Source organism: Rahnella sp. 1L-D-7-B-C2, assembly GCF_057290995.1.
The window spans coordinates 459,265-478,166 of record NZ_JBXAVQ010000003.1 but is presented as its reverse complement, the minus strand read 5'-3'; the positions used below and the strand labels follow the sequence as shown (position 1 = coordinate 478,166).

General features: G+C 53.4%; 14 protein-coding genes. 6 read left to right on the top strand and 8 right to left on the bottom strand.

Annotation, left to right across the window (positions count from 1 at the left end; translation table 11 throughout):
* Nucleotides 1-69 precede the first annotated feature (69 nt).
* The 4 genes from AC0Z7K_RS08360 (at nucleotide 70) to mtr (ending at nucleotide 6,458) form a co-directional block, all read left to right on the top strand.
* Nucleotides 70-747, top strand: a complete 678-nt coding sequence (locus tag AC0Z7K_RS08360) for an SDR family oxidoreductase (protein ID WP_485613863.1) — start codon at nucleotides 70-72, stop codon at nucleotides 745-747.
* 195 nt (nucleotides 748-942) lie between these two features.
* Nucleotides 943-2,178 carry an MFS transporter gene (locus AC0Z7K_RS08355; protein WP_485613861.1) on the top strand — a complete coding sequence of 412 codons (1,236 nt, stop codon included), beginning with the start codon at nucleotides 943-945 and terminating at the stop codon, nucleotides 2,176-2,178.
* A 289-nt stretch (nucleotides 2,179-2,467) separates the two neighbouring features.
* The gene (locus AC0Z7K_RS08350) at nucleotides 2,468-4,216 is read left to right on the top strand and encodes an ABC-F family ATP-binding cassette domain-containing protein (protein WP_485613860.1); all 1,749 of its coding nucleotides are present in this window, start codon (nucleotides 2,468-2,470) and stop codon (nucleotides 4,214-4,216) included.
* 997 nt (nucleotides 4,217-5,213) lie between these two features.
* The gene (mtr, locus tag AC0Z7K_RS08345; RefSeq protein WP_485613858.1) at nucleotides 5,214-6,458 is read left to right on the top strand and encodes a tryptophan permease; all 1,245 of its coding nucleotides are present in this window, start codon (nucleotides 5,214-5,216) and stop codon (nucleotides 6,456-6,458) included.
* Between the two features lie 56 nt (nucleotides 6,459-6,514).
* On the opposite strand, the gene AC0Z7K_RS08340 is transcribed toward mtr, so the two are convergent.
* The 4 genes from AC0Z7K_RS08340 to AC0Z7K_RS08325 form a co-directional block, all read right to left on the bottom strand.
* Nucleotides 6,515-7,537, bottom strand: coding sequence for a LacI family DNA-binding transcriptional regulator (locus tag AC0Z7K_RS08340; RefSeq protein ID WP_413530665.1), 1,023 nt, complete (start codon nucleotides 7,535-7,537; stop codon nucleotides 6,515-6,517).
* Nucleotides 7,538-7,567: 30 nt separating this feature from the next.
* Entirely contained in the window at nucleotides 7,568-8,977 is a 1,410-nt protein-coding gene (locus tag AC0Z7K_RS08335; protein ID WP_485613856.1) for a sucrose-6-phosphate hydrolase, read from the bottom strand.
* On the bottom strand, nucleotides 8,977-10,347 hold the full coding sequence (locus AC0Z7K_RS08330) for a sucrose-specific PTS transporter subunit IIBC (protein WP_485613854.1): 1,371 nt from the start codon (nucleotides 10,345-10,347) through the stop codon (nucleotides 8,977-8,979). The genes AC0Z7K_RS08335 and AC0Z7K_RS08330 overlap by 1 nt, the downstream gene beginning before the upstream one ends.
* Before the next feature lie 74 nt (nucleotides 10,348-10,421).
* Nucleotides 10,422-12,008: a carbohydrate porin gene (locus AC0Z7K_RS08325; protein WP_485613852.1), complete on the bottom strand. Its 1,587-nt coding sequence runs from the start codon at nucleotides 12,006-12,008 to the stop codon at nucleotides 10,422-10,424.
* A gap of 252 nt (nucleotides 12,009-12,260) precedes the next feature.
* On the opposite strand from AC0Z7K_RS08325, the gene AC0Z7K_RS08320 reads away from it, so the two are divergent.
* Complete coding sequence (locus AC0Z7K_RS08320) at nucleotides 12,261-13,202, top strand: aminoimidazole riboside kinase (RefSeq protein WP_485613850.1); 942 nt, start codon at nucleotides 12,261-12,263, stop codon at nucleotides 13,200-13,202.
* A 287-nt stretch (nucleotides 13,203-13,489) separates the two neighbouring features.
* Here the strand turns inward: AC0Z7K_RS08320 and AC0Z7K_RS08315 are convergent, their stop codons facing one another.
* The gene (locus AC0Z7K_RS08315; protein ID WP_485613848.1) at nucleotides 13,490-13,939 is read right to left on the bottom strand and encodes a hypothetical protein; all 450 of its coding nucleotides are present in this window, start codon (nucleotides 13,937-13,939) and stop codon (nucleotides 13,490-13,492) included.
* A gap of 100 nt (nucleotides 13,940-14,039) precedes the next feature.
* Complete coding sequence (locus AC0Z7K_RS08310) at nucleotides 14,040-15,125, bottom strand: alkene reductase (protein WP_485613846.1); 1,086 nt, start codon at nucleotides 15,123-15,125, stop codon at nucleotides 14,040-14,042.
* 101 nt (nucleotides 15,126-15,226) lie between these two features.
* Here AC0Z7K_RS08310 and AC0Z7K_RS08305 point away from each other — a divergent pair, with 101 nt between their 5' ends.
* Entirely contained in the window at nucleotides 15,227-16,138 is a 912-nt protein-coding gene (locus AC0Z7K_RS08305; protein WP_485613844.1) for a LysR family transcriptional regulator, read from the top strand.
* A 165-nt stretch (nucleotides 16,139-16,303) separates the two neighbouring features.
* On the opposite strand, the gene AC0Z7K_RS08300 is transcribed toward AC0Z7K_RS08305, so the two are convergent.
* Together AC0Z7K_RS08300 and AC0Z7K_RS08295 are read right to left on the bottom strand one after the other, a co-directional pair.
* Nucleotides 16,304-17,617 carry an MFS transporter gene (locus AC0Z7K_RS08300; RefSeq protein ID WP_485613843.1) on the bottom strand — a complete coding sequence of 438 codons (1,314 nt, stop codon included), beginning with the start codon at nucleotides 17,615-17,617 and terminating at the stop codon, nucleotides 16,304-16,306.
* 274 nt (nucleotides 17,618-17,891) lie between these two features.
* The gene (locus AC0Z7K_RS08295) at nucleotides 17,892-18,821 is read right to left on the bottom strand and encodes a dihydrodipicolinate synthase family protein (RefSeq protein WP_485613841.1); all 930 of its coding nucleotides are present in this window, start codon (nucleotides 18,819-18,821) and stop codon (nucleotides 17,892-17,894) included.
* Nucleotides 18,822-18,902 lie beyond the last annotated feature (81 nt).

The following is an 18,902-nucleotide window of genomic DNA, read 5'->3' as shown; positions in this document are numbered from 1 at the left end:
CAGCGTCTACGCTTAGCTGCTAGGGTAGGAACGATTCTCAGATAAATTCCTCATAAAATAAGGACAGATATGACTGACTCATCAAAAGCACTCATCATTGGCGCATCACGAGGCATCGGGTTAGGCGTAGTGAACGTACTGGCGGAACGTGGCTGGCAGGTGACGGCGACCACGCGGGATGCGGTACCCGCGGGCAGCCCCGAATCGGCTGAGTGGGTGAAGCTGGATATCAACAATCCCGACCAGCGTACCGCGATAAAAGATGCGCTTTCGGATAGCACATTCGATCTGATTTTCGTCAATGCAGGCGCATTCGGCCCGGCCAGTCAGGATGTGAATCAGGCCAGCGACGACGAGATTATCAGACTGTTCATGACCAACACCTTCTCGCCGGTGCGGTGCGCGACGGAACTGCTGCCGCTGCTCAAACCGAAAACCGGCGTACTGGCGCTGATGACTTCGGAACTGGCCAGCCTGAACGAAAACGAAGTTGCCACCTATCCGCTCTACTCCGCCAGTAAAGCGGCGCTTAATATGCTGACCCGTCCGCTGAAGGAAGAAACTGACAAGCACGGTCAGACGTTGTTGTCTGTCCATCCGGGCTGGGTGCAGACCGACATGGGCGGCGAGAATGCCACACTGACTATAGAACAAAGTACCACCGGTATTGTCGATGTGTTCGAAAAATGGCGCGGTAAAGGCGGCCATCACTTCGTTGAGTATTCCGGACGAGAGCTTCGCTGGTAAGCGAAGACCAAAGACACACTTTTATCTGATTTTATTTATAGCCATTTTGCGATGGCTATTTTTTTGATCTCACTTTTCATGATAAAACAGCCCGTCACTTTGTTAATTATTTGTATCCACAATAATTGCCGGGCTAGTTTGTAGCACAGTACAAAACAGACGCGGCAGCATAATCTATTCTTTCAGGGATTTACCATGCCATCACCCTCCGTGAATTCGGACTCGCTGTTACAACACCGCTCGTTTGTTGCGTTCTGGGTAGCCCGCGCGTCGTCCAGTTTTGGTTTTCAGATGCTGTCGATTGTCGTCAGCTGGCAGATTTATTCAATAACGGGCCGGGCGTTTGATCTCGGGCTGATCGGGCTGGTGCAGTTTTTGCCTTCCGTTCTGCTGGCACTGGTCGCCGGTCATGTGGCGGACCAGTTCGACCGCCGCCGCGTGGTGCTGCTCGGCCAAATCGCCGAATGGGTGGCGATTGCCGCGCTGGCGTACCTGACCCTGACCCATCACGTTAACGAAGTCGTGATCCTCAGCCTGATATTTATTATTTCCACCGCCAAAGCGATGGAAGCGCCGTCGTTGCAGTCGATGCTGCCTGCGCTGGTGCCGCCGCATTTGCTGGCACGCGCGATGGCGGCTAACAGCGTATCCGGTCAGGCTGCGGCGATGGTCGGCCCGGCGTTTGGCGGTTTTCTGTATGTTGCAGGAGCCGGTGTCGCCTACTCGGCGTGTGCGGCGCTGTATCTGCTCTCCATCGTGATGGTCAGTCGTTTACGTTATGAACATACTCCGCCGCGCCGCGTGCCCGCGACCTTTAAAACGTTGTTCGCCGGTATCGGGTTTATTCGCAACCGCCCTGACGTGCTGGGCGTGATTTCTCTCGACCTGTTCGCCGTACTTCTCGGTGGCGCGACCGCCCTGCTGCCGATTTTTGCCCACGACATTCTGCATACCGGCCCGTGGGGATTGGGTTTACTGCGCGGTGCGCCTGCAGTCGGCGGGTTGATCGTCGGATTCTGGCTGAGCCACCGCGCGCTGAACCGCAACGTCGGCAAAATCATGTTCGCCGCCGTCGCCGGTTTTGGTGCTGCTACGCTGGTCTTCGCCTTCTCGACGTCCCTCTGGCTGTCGATGCTGGCGCTGTTCGCTCTCGGCGGATTCGATATGGTCAGCATGGTGATCCGCGGCGCGCTGGTACAGCTCGATACACCTGATGATATGCGCGGCCGCGTCAGTGCGGTGAATTCAATCTTCATCAACACTTCGAATCAGCTCGGTGAATTCGAATCCGGTCTGATGGCCGCATGGCTCGGCGCGGTGCCCGCCGCAGCGATCGGCGGCGTCGGAACACTGATCGTCGTCGGGCTGTGGATGACGTGGTTCCCCGGCCTGCGTAAACGACAGAAGCTGGAGAATGAGGTAGCGGTTTAATCCGTGGGGGACGAAATCCCCCACTGGCAAAATCCCAAATCCCCCAATATAATCAGCTCATTCATTCACCAACTTTATATAAGGAGGATTGCCATGCTGACCCGTGAATTGTTTTTAACTTCACTCGTCCTTAGCGATCGTCATTGCTCAAGCGTTACCGGTATCGTGCTGCGATAACCTGCTTGAGCGAAGCTAACTGACAATCTGAGAACTTCCCTCCGGCTTACCGGTTATCGTCGGCTTTTTTGACGAGAGGCATTTCTATGCCTGTAAACCTTGAGTAAGCATCATGAATACATCTGTAAATACATTACTTTCCGCGCAATCTGTCTCTTTCGACACGGCCTTCGGCTCTCTGCTGGCTGAGATTTCCTTCGGCCTGAAAAAAGGCGATCGCATCGGGCTTATCGGCCACAACGGCTGTGGCAAAAGCACATTGTTGAAAATCCTCAGCGGCGAACTGGTGGCCAGTTCCGGCACCGTCACCCTTTCCAACCAGTGCCTGATGGCACGCATCGAACAACATCTTCCCGCTGCACTTGCGCATTGTTCGCTGCTCGACGCCGTGCTCAGCCATTTGCCGGACAGTCTGGATCAGCCAGAGCGCTGGCAGGCACAAGTGTTGCTCGCCACGCTCGGTTTTGATGAAACAGCCTGGGAACTTACCGCCGGGACTCTCAGTGGCGGACAGCATACCCGCCTGCTGCTGGCGCGGGCGCTGATCCGTAAGCCAGATTTGCTACTGCTTGATGAACCGAGTAACCATCTGGATTTGCCCACGCTGCTGTGGCTCGAGGAGTTTCTGAAAAATTGGGGAGGCAGCTTTGTACTGGTCTCCCACGACCGCAGCCTGCTGGACAACGTGACTAACTGCACCTGGATCCTGCGTGATAAAACGCTGCAATTTATTCGTCTTCCCTGCACGCAGGCGCGACAGGCGCTGGAAGAAAAGGATGCGGCGGATGCGCTGCGCCGCAGATCTGAGCAAAAGGAGATCGACCGCGTGGCGAAAAGCGCCAAACGGCTGGCGGTCTGGGGCAGCGTGTATGACAACGAAGGGTTGGCGCGCAAGGCCAAGCAGATGGAAAAACAGGTCGACCGGTTGAAGCAAGATCAAACTGAGGTCACCGCAGGCAATCTGTGGAAGCTACGTTTAAACGGTGAAGCCTTACCGGCAGATCGCGTACTGGCGTTGTCGAATCTGCATGTCCGCCCTGCGCCGGATGCCCCGGTGCTGTTTGAGCTGGAAGAAATGCGGGTAAAAAGTGGCGACCGTATCGCGCTGGTCGGTCGCAACGGCGGTGGTAAATCGTCACTTCTGCATACTCTGTGGCGGGCATTTTGCAATCTGGACAATGCGGAACCCGGCGTGGTCTTTCACCCGCGTGTACGCGCCGGTTATTACGACCAGAGCCTGCAACAACTGCGTGACGACGACAGCCTGATCGACGCGCTGGTACAGTTCGCTCCATTGACAGAAGAACAGCGAAAAATGGCACTGATTGGTGCGGGCTTTTCTTACATCCGCCATCAGCAAAAAGTCAGTACGCTCAGCGGCGGCGAGCGCTCGCGCCTGCTGTTTATTGGGCTGACGCTGGCGAACTACTCACTGCTGCTGCTTGATGAACCGACGAACCATCTGGATATGGAGGGGAAAGAAGAGCTGGCGGAGACGCTGAAAACCTTCAGCGGCGCGGTATTGCTGGTATCGCACGATCGGCGGTTTATCGAGCAAAGCTGTAACCGGTTCTGGCTAATTGACCAACATCGGCTCGGGGAATGGCATGACCTCAAACCAGTCTATGAGATTTTAGCCGGTGTTCCTCAAGGGACTACTCCCCTGCCCGCGACAGAGCAAAAACCGGAAACGGCGAAAGAGCAGGAAACGCAAGAGGAACGCCTGCTGGCGATGCTGCTGGAGCTGGAGGGCAAACTGGAGGAAGACCGTGCGCGTAAGCCGAAACACCAGAAACCGGAGTTGCAAAATCAGTGGCAGCGGCAAATCGCCGAACTCAGCGCCATGCTGGATTTAACCTGATGAGGGGGTGCAATAATAAAAAACCGATGTTAATCAGTCGCTAATATGAAGAAAGCCCCAGTAATACATCACCGGGGCTTTCAGGTTACTACCAATTTAATATTTAACATTCATCAACTTAATTACTTAACTCTACTTCTCATGATGCACATATTTTCACAGGATATATTGGTTACTGATTTACTGCTGTCCTCCTAGAGTTTTATGGAATAAGCGTTTCATCCTGCTAATTTCATTAAGACAATTCCTTAAGAGTTGACTTAATGAGTACATCGCCCTCGCGATATATACTCTTTGATGCGTTACCTTACTCTCTTCGCGACATTCTCGATTTCATACTTACGTACCCAATCGCGAACATTACTCTTAACAACAAGGCCTTACATCATCGCGTTGTGTTCCACATCATGCGATTGCTGTACTTAACTTCGAGGCCTGACATCCTCTTCTCACGTGACTAAGTATTTCAGCCCGGTGTTGAAGAACCCATCCAAAATATGTCGTGGCCTTCATCGCATCTATTTACTGCTGACTTACTTTGATACTCACTTCTCGGTAATACACGCCGGTTAATAAATCTCTTACTCATCTCCTCTCCAGCGTTAAGTTCTAATCTACTCGTTATAAACCGGGTGTCAACACTGTATTTTAGTACAGGTTTATATTTATTATTTATATTAGAAAACGTAATGAAATCTGTGATGTAAACCCATTTATTGATGTATTTTTAGACGGTTTTGAGTATCAGCCCCGAAGAGTCGCTTAATAAACAGGCAGATCGGACAGCAAGTTCAAAAGTATCAGGTAAGCGGATGTATTGCCCTGACGTACTATCACACTAGTTCATGGTGTACATGCATCGCCATTTGCACTATATTGTCGCGCTTAAGGTCAGAGCCGCAGGATAAACGCACGGTAACTGCCTCCACAACCCATCCATTCTTTTACAGCAATTCTTGAAATGAATCGTGATAAAAGCCACGCGAGGAACCGCACTATGGCGACGCTTTCCACAGAAGCCCCACTCCGCTCCGTCTTTGGCGGCGCAATGATTATTGGTGGCACCATCATTGGCGCGGGCATGTTTTCGTTGCCGGTGGTGATGTCCGGGGCCTGGTTTTTCTGGTCAGTCGCCGCGCTGGTATTTACCTGGTTCTGTATGTTGCATTCAGGGCTGATGATCCTCGAAGCCAATTTGAATTACCCGATTGGATCCAGCTTCAATACCGTCACCCGCGATTTGTTGGGCAAAGGGTGGAACCGGCTGAACGGCCTCACCATCGCTTTCGTGTTGTACATTCTGACCTACGCCTATATTTCAGCGAGTGGATCGGTTATTCAGCATACGATGCGCGAGATGTCAGTGAACGTTTCCCCGCGTCTCGGCGGATTGCTGACCGCGCTGGCGGTGGCGTTTATCGTCTGGCTGAGCACCCGCGCGGTCAGCCGCATGACGACTATCGTGCTCGGCGCGAAAATCATCGCGTTCTTTCTCACCTTTGGCAGCCTGCTGTGGCATGTGAAACCGGTAAATCTGCTTAACAGTGCGGAGATCAATCCGGGTTATATGCCTTATGTACTGGCGACGTTGCCTTTTTGTCTGGCGTCGTTTGGTTATCACGGCAACGTGCCAAGCCTGATGAAATATTACGGTAAGAACCCGCAGGTCATCAAAAAGTGTCTGCTGCTGGGCACGCTGATGGCACTCGGGCTCTATATCATCTGGATGCTGGCTACGATGGGCAATATTCCACGCCCGGCGTTTATTGGCATCGCCGAGCGCGGCGGGAATATTGATGTGCTGGTGCAGTCGCTGAGCCAGATCCTCAACAGTGAAGGGCTCGACTTACTGCTGACGATCTTCTCGAATTTCGCCGTCGCCTGTTCCTTCCTCGGCGTAACGCTGGGGCTGTTCGATTATCTGGCGGATTTGTTCAAATTCGACGACAGTAAAACCGGCCGCTTCAAGACCGCACTGGTGACCTTCATCCCGCCGATGATTGGCGGCGTTATCGTCCCCGATGGATTTATTTATGCCATCGGTTTCGCCGGTCTGGCGGCCACGGTCTGGGCGGTGATTGTGCCTGCGCTGATGGCACGAAAATCGCGTAAACGTTTCGGCAGCCCGCGTTATCGCGTCTGGGGCGGCAATAAAATGATCGCGCTGGTGCTGGTGTTCGGCGTGCTTAATGCCGTGGTGCATATTTTATCGAGCGTGGATTTACTGCCGGTTTATCGTTAATAAAGAATGGAAGAGAAAGCCCGTTCTGACGACGGGCAGTACTCTTGCCACTAAATTCATGCCTCTGAAGACGCCGGATGCCGCCAATGCAGCTTCGGCGCAAGATAACAGCGCAACTCCTGTGGCTGCTGCTCATTAATAAGACCGATCACCACCTCAAAACAGTGCATTGCCAGTTCGCGGCAATCCTGTGCGACGGTATCGATTTTCACGGAAAGGGAATCGTAGAGATAATGGTCGTCGAAGCTGCACAGATGGATATCACTTTCCAACAGCTTGTGCTGGCTCATATAGCGCAACACCCCTTCCATCAGCCCGCAAGACGCCACGTACAGTGCTTTTGGCGGCCTTCCGAGACGCGCACAGAGATTGGCAAACATCTCGTAGCCGGAGCTCGGATGGTAATTGCCGTACATAATCCACTCGGGTTTCAGCGTCACACCGGCGCGTTCTAAGCCGAGCTGATAGCCCGCCAGACGGTCGCGCGTCGGGGAAATGCGCGGCTGGCCGCCGAGAAAATAGAATTCATCAGAGTGATTTTTCGCCACACGGGCGACCAGTTCGGCGGAAGATTCTATGGCTTCACAGACCACCAGCGGCAGTTCGGTGTCCTGCATATGCCGGTCGAACAGCACCACCGGCAATTGCTGGCTGATTTTGACGTATTCCGCATCATTGAGCATGCTCGAGGCCACGATCAGACCATCGACCTGACGCTGGATCAGATTGTTCACCACCATCGTTTCCTGACTGGTATTTTCATCCGTACAGGCGATCAGCAGTTGCATACCGTTTTCACGACACAGCGTTTCCAGCTCATTGGAACAGGCGGCGAAACCGTAGTTGGTCATTTCCGGCACCACCAGCCCCAGCGTATAGCTGCGCACCGCATTGAGAGAACGGGCGTGAATACTCGGCTGATAATGCTGCTCCGCCGCCACCGCGAGCACGCGATCGCGGGTGCTGTCGGAGATGCGAAACTTTTTGCTATGCCCGTTGAGCACCTGGCTGGCAGTCGATTTCGACACGCCAGCCAGTTCGGCTATGCCACTGATAGTGATGCGTTTGGTCTTTTTCACTGCGCCATATTCTATTGTCCGGAAAGGTTTTTATTCTAACACGCAATCCGTCAACGACCAGTGGCGCAGCGCAATCTGCTCCTCACCGCTGAGGGTTAACCGTGCCGGCAGTGCAGGAAAATAGCGCGAAGACATTACCGCATCACCATCATTAATGAAGATCTCCACGCTGGAACTGTCGCACAACAGGGTGAGATGACGTAACGCGCCGCGCCAGACGCGCTGCTCCGGTTCGCCGGTGCGACGGTTTATACGCGAAAGTCGTAGCCATTCGCCGTCCCAGGCGAGCGTCATGTTTCCGCCCAGATCGGCGCTGAACGGCTGCTCAGTCCCGAGAGTGACTTCCGCACGTGTAATGTCCCACACCGGCGCGTCCTGCACGATACCCTGCCAGGCCTGTTCTTCGCCGCGTAACTGTTGAAGTTCGCGCGCCGGACGTTGAATAATTTTACCGTTTTCAAGCGTCAGCTCGCGCGGACAGGTCATGGTGTGCAGCCAGCCCTGCCCGATGGTCGGCTGGTAAAACTCATCGCCGTCGGGGACGCCCATCCAGCCAATCAGCAGGCGTCGGCCGTCGTCAGTGTGCGTAGTTTGCGGTGCATAAAACTCGAACCCGAGATCCAGCTCGTGGAAATCGCCGTGCGGAAACTGCCCCGTGGCGTAGTCCAGCTGCCCGACAAAATACCCGGACTGAAAGGTGTTTTGGTAGCGGTCGGGTTGCGACGCCAAGCCCTGCGGGCAGCAGATCAGCACGTCGCTGCCGGTGATGCTGAACAGATCCGGGCATTCCCACATGTAGCCGAATTCCCCCAGCCCGTTCAGACCGGAACCGGCGATTTCACCGAGCGATTCCCACGCCAGCAAATCGGCAGATCGCAGCAACAGCACCTTACCTTGCAGGCTGAGATCCTGCGCGCCAAGCACCATGTACCACTGGCCATCGTGCTGCCAGACCTTCGGGTCACGCACGTGGCCGGTATAACCGGCGGGCAGATCCAGTACCGGCCCGGTTTTCTCAAATTCACCGTGCCCGTTTTCACGCGCCAGACACTGAAAGGCCGTGCGGCTGCCGTCCGGATATTTCACGTTACCGGTATAAATAAGCGTCAGCTGGCCGTTGTCCACCACCGCTGAACCGGAATAGCAGCCGTGAGATTCGTACTCTTGCGCCGGTGCCAGCGCCAGAGGCTCATGCCGCCAGTGGAGTAAATCCGCCGAGCTCCAGTGCCCCCAGAACTTCGCGCCGTGCGCGCAGGCCAGCGGATTCCACTGATAGAAAAGATGATAGCGGCCGTTATGCTGCACAAATCCGTTCGGGTCATTGAGCAAACCGACCGGCGGCGCAAGATGCCAGCCGGGGCGGTACGGATCGCAGGCAGCCTTCACCTGCCCCGCCACCACGCTGCGCAGCGCCTGTTTCAGCAGACTGACTTCCGACATTATTCACTCTCCGTTTTGTATTTCAGCAGCAGGGAAAGCAGGAACGCGCTGCCGAAGGCAATCACTAAGCCGATGAGATAGCTGAGCATCGAACTGGCCTGCACAATCGCCAGCCCCGGAATACCCGTCAGGCCCACGGCGGTCATGTTGACGTGCATCGCCACTACCCATGCGCCCCCCAGCGCCCCCCCGGCTAAGGCGGCAATGAACGGTTTCATAAAACGCAGGTTGATACCGAAAATCGCCGCTTCGGTAATGCCCAACATGGCCGAGAAGGCAGACGGCACGGCAATTGCTTTAATTTTTGCATCACGTGTTTTGAAGTATACCGCCAGACAGGCCCCCCCCTGTGCCACGTTCGCCATCGACCAGATCGGCAGCAGGAAATTCACGCCGATGCTCGGGTTGCCCAGCAGCCCGGCTTCAATCGCGTGAAAGCTGTGGTGGATCCCGGTGATGACAATAATCGAATACAGCCCGCCAAAGATAAGCCCCGCCACCCAGCCCGCGTGGGTGATCAGCGTACTGAGGATAAAGGAGATGCCGTCGCCGAGCGCACGACCGGCCGGGCCGATAATCAGGAATGCGATAAAGCCGGAGATGATGACCGTGAGGAACGGCGTCAGGATCAGATCCAGCGCGTCAGGAATCACTTTGCGCAGACGCTTCTCGAGGAAGCTCATAAACCAGACAGCCAACAGCACCGGGAATACCGTGCCCTGATAGCCGATCATCGCAATCTCCAGCCCGAAGAAATTCATGGTGTGGAAACCGCTGGCGACACCCCAGGCGTTGGTCAGCGCGGGGTGCGTCAGAATGCCGCCGAGCGTCGCGCCGAGGAAGGGGTTACCGCCAAATTCACGCGCGGCGGTGAAACCGATGAGGATCGGCAGAATAATGAACGCCGCCGAACTGAACATGTCGAGCATGATAAAAATCGCGCTCTCCGGGTTCGCCCAGCCGTAGGTTTTCACCATGCCGAGCAGCCCCATCAGCAGGCCGGATGCCACGATTGCCGGAATGATCGGCACGAAAATGTTCGACAGCACCCGCGCGATGCGCTGGAACGGGTTCAGTTTTTGCGCAGCAATGTTAGCCGCTTCGGATTTGCTCGATTCACCGATGCCCGCCACTTTGATGAACTCGGCGTGGACTTTGTTCACCAGCCCGGTACCAAAAATAACCTGGATCTGCCCGGCGTTGCTGAAGCAACCCTTCACGCCTTCCACTTTTTCGATGGCGCTTTTGTTAACCAGACTGTCATCCACCAGCACCAGCCGCAGACGCGTTGCACAGTGTGCGGCGCTGGCGATATTGTCTTTGCCGCCCAGCAAAGGGAGCAGTTCTGTCGCAATTGCATTGATATTCATAATGTTCCTTGTCTTACCCTGTGTCACAGCGCCCGGGTAACTCAGGCGCGTCATGATGATTCAAACCCTGTTTATCAGAACCAGGTTTCCATCTGGATCCCGAAGTTCCACTGTCCGCCGGAGGTGAACCCGTCCGTGCCGAACGAATCGCTGGAAGAATAGCTGTCCAGCTTGTGGCTCCAGTCCATGTAGCTGGCGAAGAAGCGGATTTCCGGACGGCTCAGCATGTCGCTGATATCGCCCACTTTGAACGTCGGCGCGAACGTCAGTTTGTAGAATCCGCCTTTCACGTTGTTGTTATCTTTGTAGCCCTGCGGATCGAGATCCATATACTGATAGCTGCCTTCATAGGCCAGTTCGAAGTTTTCGGTGATCTGCTGAATCAGACGGGTGTTGAAGGTCAGCCACTGGTAATCATCGCCGGAAACATAACGGTCTTTACTCTGCTGGGCGAGGATCGCCGGAGCGATACTCCAGTTTTTACTCAGCGGCGTGATGCCGTAGGTGGCCAGGCGCACGGTGCTGGCGTCGTCGGTCAGATGTCCATCCGAACCGAGCGCTTTCACTTCTGCCCCTAAGCCGTGCCCGTACAGCAGCGCGGTGGTCGACGTCCCTTCGCGCAGGCCGTAGAAGCTCTCGCCGTGGTACGCCAGCATCGTATGGAAGCCGGTATCCGCCGCGTTAGTGATGCCCTGCGTGCCGGTGTTTTCACGATCCTGATTATTTTTGGCGCGTAGCCCGCTGACCATCCATTGGAACGGTCCGGCATAGTTATTCGCCGTGACAATGTAGTTCTCAATGCGCGTGTCGTCATCGCTGTTGTTGTTATCGTCAAGATCGTCAAAGTTGCGCCCGTAAAGCGAGAAGTTACTTTTCAGGTCCTCGCTCCACTTCACGTCATAAATCCCGCCGCCGGTACCGGCGAGGAAAATAATGTCGGAATCAAGAAAATGAATATCGAAGTTATCGCGGTCGAAGCGTTTTCCTGCCCACAGCGTCGAGTCTTTCCAAGGGCCAGTGAAGGTCGGCAAAGAGCCGAGTTCGACAAACGCCTGACGAATATTCAGCTCGCTGGTGGCACCGGTCCAGTCGTTGTAGCTGCGCTGCCCGTCCGCCAGCATCACTTTATAGCGTGAGGTCGCGCCGCTGGCCATTGTCTGGTTGTGCTCAAGATTGACCTCTACGTAAGTGTTATTTTCGTTGCCCAGACGCCCGACCGCTCCGCCGGTTTGCCCGGCTGGCGTGACGTAAGGACCACTTTCGGTCGAAGTACCGGAATCATTCATGATTACGCCGGAACGCGCGTAACCGGTAAATTTAAATCCGCTGTTGTCGCTGTCACTACTTTTGGTGTTACTGGCTAACGTTTCAGTACGTTTAGCCACGTCGGCAGTTTGTTGCTGGGTGATTTCGGCCGTTTTGGCCACCTGCCGGGTTTGCTGTTCATTACTGGCGGTGCGTGTCTCGAGTTGTTTAACCTGTTGTTCTGCCTGCGTCGCGCGGGCTTCGGCTTTCGCAGCGCGGCTTTCAGCCTGCTGCAAACGTTTTTCCATAGCATTGAAGCGGGCTTCAATGGCACTGGCGGAAATGTCGGCACCCTGAGCCGCAGAAGAAAGAATAAGTCCAACAGCAACAGCCAGATAGCGAGGTTTCATCATCATTTTTATCCTTCAGAGGAAGCTTTATTATTATGAGTAAAACCGTTTAGCTAAATTGCTAAACTGGTTTTCCTGAGCACAATAATCACCTCCCCCTGCTTTAGGCAACGAAGATCTCTACTCTTAACGTGGAATTGTGATCTTGCTGGCAATTCGTCACTAAATCTTAAAAATTCGTTTGTGCTTGATTAGCTAAACCGGTTCTTCTACTTTATCGGCAAACAGTTTATCAGGAAGTTAAAAAAGGGAATGAAGATGAAAAATCGGGTTTGGGTGTTGGGCGATGCCGTGGTGGATTTGATCGCCGAAGAAGGCGACCGTTTACTGAAGTGTCCGGGCGGGGCACCGGCGAATGTGGCAGTGGGCGTCAGCCGTCTTGGCGGTGACAGTGCGTTTATTGGCCGCGTGGGTGATGATCCATTCGGCGCATTTTTGCGACAAACTCTGGCAGATGAAGCGGTCAACACCGACTTTATGCACCGCGATCCGCACCACCGTACCTCCACCGTGGTGGTGGAAAACGACGCCGACGGTGAGCGTTCGTTTACGTTTATGGTGCGGCCGAGCGCCGATCTGTTCCTGCAATCTACTGATATTCCGGCGTTCAAAGCAGGTCAGTTTTTGCATCTGTGTTCGATTTCACTTTCCGCCGAACCTTCACGTTCATCGGCATTTTTAGCGATGGCGCAGATAAAAGCCGCCGGTGGGCATGTGAGTTTTGACCCGAATATCCGCCACGATTTATGGCCGGATGAGAACCAGTTGCGCGAATGCCTTGAACAGGCGCTGTCACTGGCCGATGTGATCAAAGTCTCGGAAGACGAGCTGGAATATCTCACCGGCGAGCCGCTGCTTTCCGAGGGAATTTTGCGACTTTGCCAGCGCCACGATCCGCAGCTGCTGCTGGTCACCCAAGGCAAAGACGGCGTGTCGGTTTACCGCAAACAGGATGCCTCGCTGATGCAGTATCCGGCACCGAAAGTGAAAGCGCTGGATACCACCGGCGCGGGCGATGCTTTCGTCGCCGGTTTGCTGGCCGGGCTGGCGAACGACTGGCCGCTGGCGTCGGACGACGCGTGGCGCGACATTGTCCGTCAGGCACTGGCCTGCGGGGCGCTGGCGACCACCGCACGCGGCGCAATGACCGCACTGCCGGATGCGAGAGAGCTGGCTGAGTTTTGTGGTCAGGCGTTTTGATTGCAGGTGATAAACAATAAAGAGTGGCAGCGTCGCGGATAGCCCTGGCCGCCGCTTATTATTAAAATCAGTCAGCCGGATACCCGCAATGGCAAATTCTTGCTTTGCGGGTTTTTGAAGTTGAATAATCCCATAGCATTTCAAATGGTTCATCTGAAACAACATCGTTTTTATTAATTTTTATCTAAGCCTTTTCTGTTTATTCAGATTAAGAAGATAAAAAACCAGTATAAGCAGAAAGAGATTATGAAGGCACATCCTTTGCCTTCACCGGCTTACTATTAATATCATTCGGAACGAATTGGACCGTCGTTATTTGAATCAGTATCCTTCCAGCTGTTCTTTTCTTTGTCATTCAAATATAGCGTATAAACGGTGTAACCCTGCTGAAATGTCAGTACGTTACCCACATGATTTGTATCAGAAATTTCTTTACCGTCGACGTAAACGGCATTGTTTTCGATATGAATATCCGCGACCTTCTTACCGTCTTTATGGCTTGCTATATAGTTACCTGCAAAGGCTGACAAGCTGTTTTTGGCACTCGTGACGGGTTTACTACCGAATCCCGCCTGGGCATTCTGCGCTTTGGTTTTGTGTATATCGCAACCTTGCAACTCCGATTGCCCGGTACAGCCAGAACGCTCGAGTTGCTGGCGATACTTCTCAGAAATAGCATTTGCAGGTGATTGGAAAAATACTACCAGCGTTAATGTTGCGAGAATTATCTTATACATCCTGTCATCTCCGAAATCTTATTTAATCAAAAAACGCTAATATTTAGCTAATTGCACACAATATGAAGTATATCAGCAAAACGAAAAATTTCCGGAATACTCAGTAATCGGTGTATCCCACTTCATTACCACCAAACAACGTGGCCGGATCGCCAATTTTCGCCAGCGCCAGGTTCTCTTTCAGACGATACGGGAAATCCGGGTTCGCAATAAATGGACGGCCGAAGGCCACCAGATCTACAACGCCTGCAGCCAGAAGTTTGTCCGCTTTTTCACGGGTGTAATTACCCGCCACGATAATCGCGCCGTTGAAGGTAGCCCGCAGTGTTTCACGGAATTCATAGGGTACCTGCGGTGCGTCATCCCAGTCGGCTTCCGCCAGATGAATAAAGGCAATTCCCTTCCTTTCACACCAGGCTGCCAGCACCAGAATGGCTTCAATAGCCTGCGGATCGTCCATACCACGCTGGGTAATAAACGGTGCAAGACGAATACCGGTGCGCTGAGCACCAATCGCATCACTGATGGCTTCCAGCACTTCCTGAGCGAAACGTACACGGTTAGCCATGCTGCCGCCGTATTCGTCGGTGCGTTTATTCGAGGTGCGACGCAAAAACTGATCTACCAGATAACCGTTGCCACCATGCACTTCCACACCGTCAAATCCGGCTTCTACCGCATGTATTGCCGCCTGACGATAATCAGCAATCACCCGTTGAATATCTTCGTGCGTCAACGCGCGGGGTTCTGGGCAGTCCAACATTTGCCCGACGCCTTTTTCATCTACCACCCATACCCGTGCGTCAGGAGACAACGCTGAAGGAGCAACGGGTTTACCGTCTGGATGAAAACTCTCATGCGACATCCGCCCCACGTGCCAGAGCTGAGAGAAAATTTTGCCTTCTGCTTGATGCACTGCCTCCGTGACCAAACGCCATCCGGTAACCTGCTCGGCAGAGTGAATGCCCGGCGTCCACGAATACCCCTGACCCTGCGGGGAAATCTGCGTCGCTTCCGTGATGATAAGGCCCGCACTGGCGCGTTGCTGGTAATACTTTGCCATCAGCGGAGTAGGAATATTCCCCGGCTGCGCGCTACGAGACCGGGTCATCGGAGCCATCACAATTCGGTTTTTTAAATCAACAGCGCCAATACGGGTGGTATCAAAAAGGGTAGGTTGCGACATGTTTCTTCTCCTGCGAGTTAAGGTATGCCTTGACTTTACGTCCCGCAAGTCGCTTTGATAATGGCAGAAATAACTGATTGTCTCTTCAGGAAAACGGAATAATGGGAAAACTCGAAGACATCACATTGCTGATACAGGTCGTGGAAACCGGTGGATTAGCGGCAGCGGGCCGGCGAATGAACCTTTCCCCGGCCACCATGACAACCCGGTTAAAAGCGCTCGAAGAGCGTTATCAGACCCGGTTGTTTAATCGCTCCACCCGCGCTATTGCGCTCACCCGTGCTGGCGAAGAGTTTTACCATGCCGCGCTTCGCGTGCTGGAAGAAATGGAACAGGCGGAGTCGAAACTGACTCAGCGGGAGGGCATACTCAGCGGCAGTCTGCGTATTTCAGCGCCATCAGATTTCGGGCGGCAATATTTATCCCCCGCCCTCCTCGATTTTTCCCGCCTTCACCCAGAAGTGAAAAGCTCCGTCTACCTGAGCGAGAGTGTGGTGGATTTGATTGCCAATCGTCTGGATATGAGTATTCGTTTCGGCAATTTGCCGGACAGCAATCTGGTGACAAAGTTTATACGCCCTAACCATCGGGTGCTGGTTGCTTCCACAGCTTATCTGGAAACCAGAGGTATTCCCCTGCATCCACAGGACTTATATGACCATCGCTGCCTGGTGATGGAACTGCGCGGCACGCTCACCAACGAATGGAGGTTTGAAGTGAATGGAGAGCCCAGCGTGATTCGCGTCACGCCGGCGATGGTTTGTGATGACGGTGCTCTGCTGCGTCAGTGGGTACTGGCAGGGGCGGGCATTGCCTGTAAATCCTGGTGGGATGTGAAGCGTGATGTGGAACAGGGGCGGCTTGCCGTCATCCTGCCTGAAAGTTTTATCGGTTTCAGCCGTTACGATAAAAAACAGGTTGGCCTACAGTTTGTTTATCCACAGCGTCGTTTCCAGCCTCTGCAGGCCAGCACCTTCAGCACGTTCTTTATCGACTGGTTAGATAATGAGTAATGTGCTTTGACCCTGAATGACCTCAATCTGCAGGTTGCGGGAGCACGTCACTGACTGAGCACGCAAACGAAATCCCCGTTCAGAATGACATGTCACGCCAAAACGGGGAAAACAGTCCTTATTGGTGCCTGGTTAAACAGGTGTTTTCAGACGTGATGAAAGTCATTACTTCGTCATGGTAACCATAATTGGCTTTTTCACGAATAATCCATAACTTAGCGCGCCCAGCATCAGTAAACCGGCGCCGAGAAAGAATACGTTGGTGAACTGGCCTGTCGCATCAAGAATAAGTCCGGTGACGATCGGAGCACATGCCGCCCCCAGGAAACCACCGAAATTTTGAATGGCGCCCATTGATGCCACCTGTTCTTTCGGCGCGATGTCCGAGGCCAGCGTCCAGATGACGCCCTGTGGCAACTGCGAGAAGAAGTAGCCAATTGACAGCAGCGCGATGCTCAGCGTGGTGTTGTGCACAAACGGGATCGGCGCAACAAAACAGGCCGCAAGCGCGGCACCGGCCACGATCGGGACCTTTCGGGCAGTAATGGTTTTCACACCGCGGCGGATCAGACGGTCAGAAAGGGTTCCTCCGCACAGTACTCCCAAAATCCCTGCAAAGAACGGTATAGCGGCCAACCAGCCCGTCTGTTTCAGGCTAAAGCCCAGCGATTTCTCCAGATATCCCGGCAGCCAGGTCAGGTAGACCCAAATAGTGAACATAATCGAAAAGTTACCAATTACCATGAACCAGGTGGTTCTGTGCTTGAATAACGCTCCCCAACTCGCCTTGTTGTTACCGTTAACCTTTGCCACTTTCGGTTGCTCTAACGCAGAATGAGCATGGATGACACTGTGCTCACGTTGCGTCGGATCGCGATAGAACTTAAGCCACACCAGCAACAGTGGAATGCCAGCCAGACCAATGGCGATAAACATTCCACGCCAGCCGAGGGTCAACAGCAGGATGGTCAGAATCGGCGGCGCAATCGCATTGGCAATCTGCGAACCGGTATTGATGATCGAGGTCGGCAGCGCGCGCTCTTTATCAGAGAACCAGCGATGGGTGATCTTGATCCCCGAAGTAAAAAAAGGAGATTCAGAGATGCCCAGCAGAACACGTAGCGCGTAGAACGTGGAATAGCCATTCACAAAGCCGGCCATTACCGTGAAGGTGGACCATAACCCCGCGCCCCACGAAAACATCTTTTTAGGGCCAAAACGGTCCACCAGCCAGCCCGCTGGCAGGTTTGCCAGCGCATACGGCCACAGAAACGCTGACAGCAAAAGTCCCATTTCTGTCTGGCTGAAACCAAACTCTTTAGCAATGGTGGTATTGGCGATACTTAAATTGGCGCGGTCGAGATAATTAATAACCGCCGCCATTAACAAGATAAAAATAATACCCCAGCGCAAGCGTGAAACAACCGGGGCGGAATTTTCTTCCAAAGGAACATTAACAGCTAAAGTAGTGTCTTTCATGATTTTAATTATCCACTATTAGTTATTTGTAAATAGAGCATCATCAAACAGACTCAGGTAAATTTTAATCAAAGCTTTACGAATAAAAGACTCAGTTCAGCCTGCGCAATATACTCAACGCCTTTACAAATAATCGGACGAAAAAAGAATTTTTCACGCTCCCAATCTCTCAGGCAACATACGAGCATGATGAATAATTCTTTTATAGTTATATCGTCGGTCAGATTGCGGACAAGCCTGCAGCTTATCCGCTTACGCGATGAAATTATCGGTTTTACACAGCGGAGATTTTCTTTTGCCAAAGTGCTGTGCCGCTGTGGATCTGATCCAGTAATACGGTCAGACCCCAGAATTTATCCAGCACATTGTCTTTATTCACGCGACAAAATTCGCTGTCGAAGGTACCTAAGCGTTGATGATAAATTTTGGCATTTTTCGGATAGCCCAGCGTCTCAGTTACCGCACCCAGGGAGAGGAAAATAGCCAGCTCGTCGGCGATTTGAGGTTGAGTGGCGGCCTTGTGATACAGCCAGCTGTAAAGCTCAGGATGAAAATTGGTGAACACGCCACTGAATCCTTTAGACCCCGCCTGCATCGCCGGGTAAGCAATCGCAGCGTTAGCATTAATGATGTTCAACCGAGTATTCGCCACCAGCTTCACACGGCGGGTCACAGTTTCCAGATCGCAGCTCACGTCTTTAAGCACAACGAAGCGGCCTGAGTTGGCGCAGTAGGCCAGCTCTTCGTCTGTCAGCAGACGGCGATACGGCGCCGGGCATTCGTATAGGCCCAGCGGTAAAGACGCGGGCAGCACGCTCAGCAGCTGGTCCAACGTGGCGAAGAAGGTTTCGCTGCCCTGGTTTTTTGGATCAAGATGATTGGTGACCAGCACCAGCGCATCGACACCCGTTTTTGCCATCGCGCTCAGCTCGTTGATTTGATCGTTGATGTCGTCACTGATGTGTCCTGAGGCAATGACCGGAATACGGCCTGCGACGCGCTTCACCACAAATTCTGCGAGTTCAACACGCTCTTCTAACGTCAGAAACTGCATTTCGCTCGACTGGCAAACGGCAAACAGCGCATCAACACCTTTTGCAAGATACCAGTCGATCAAACGGGTCAGCCCCGGATAGTCGATTTGATTATCTTTGGTGAAAGGGGTCAACATCACCGGCACGATACCTTCAATAACTTTATTCATCACAACTCCTGTAATGCCCGCAGGCTGCATATGTAATCGATTATGGCCGCTACGTTTGTCACTCAGGTCAGCGACCACTCA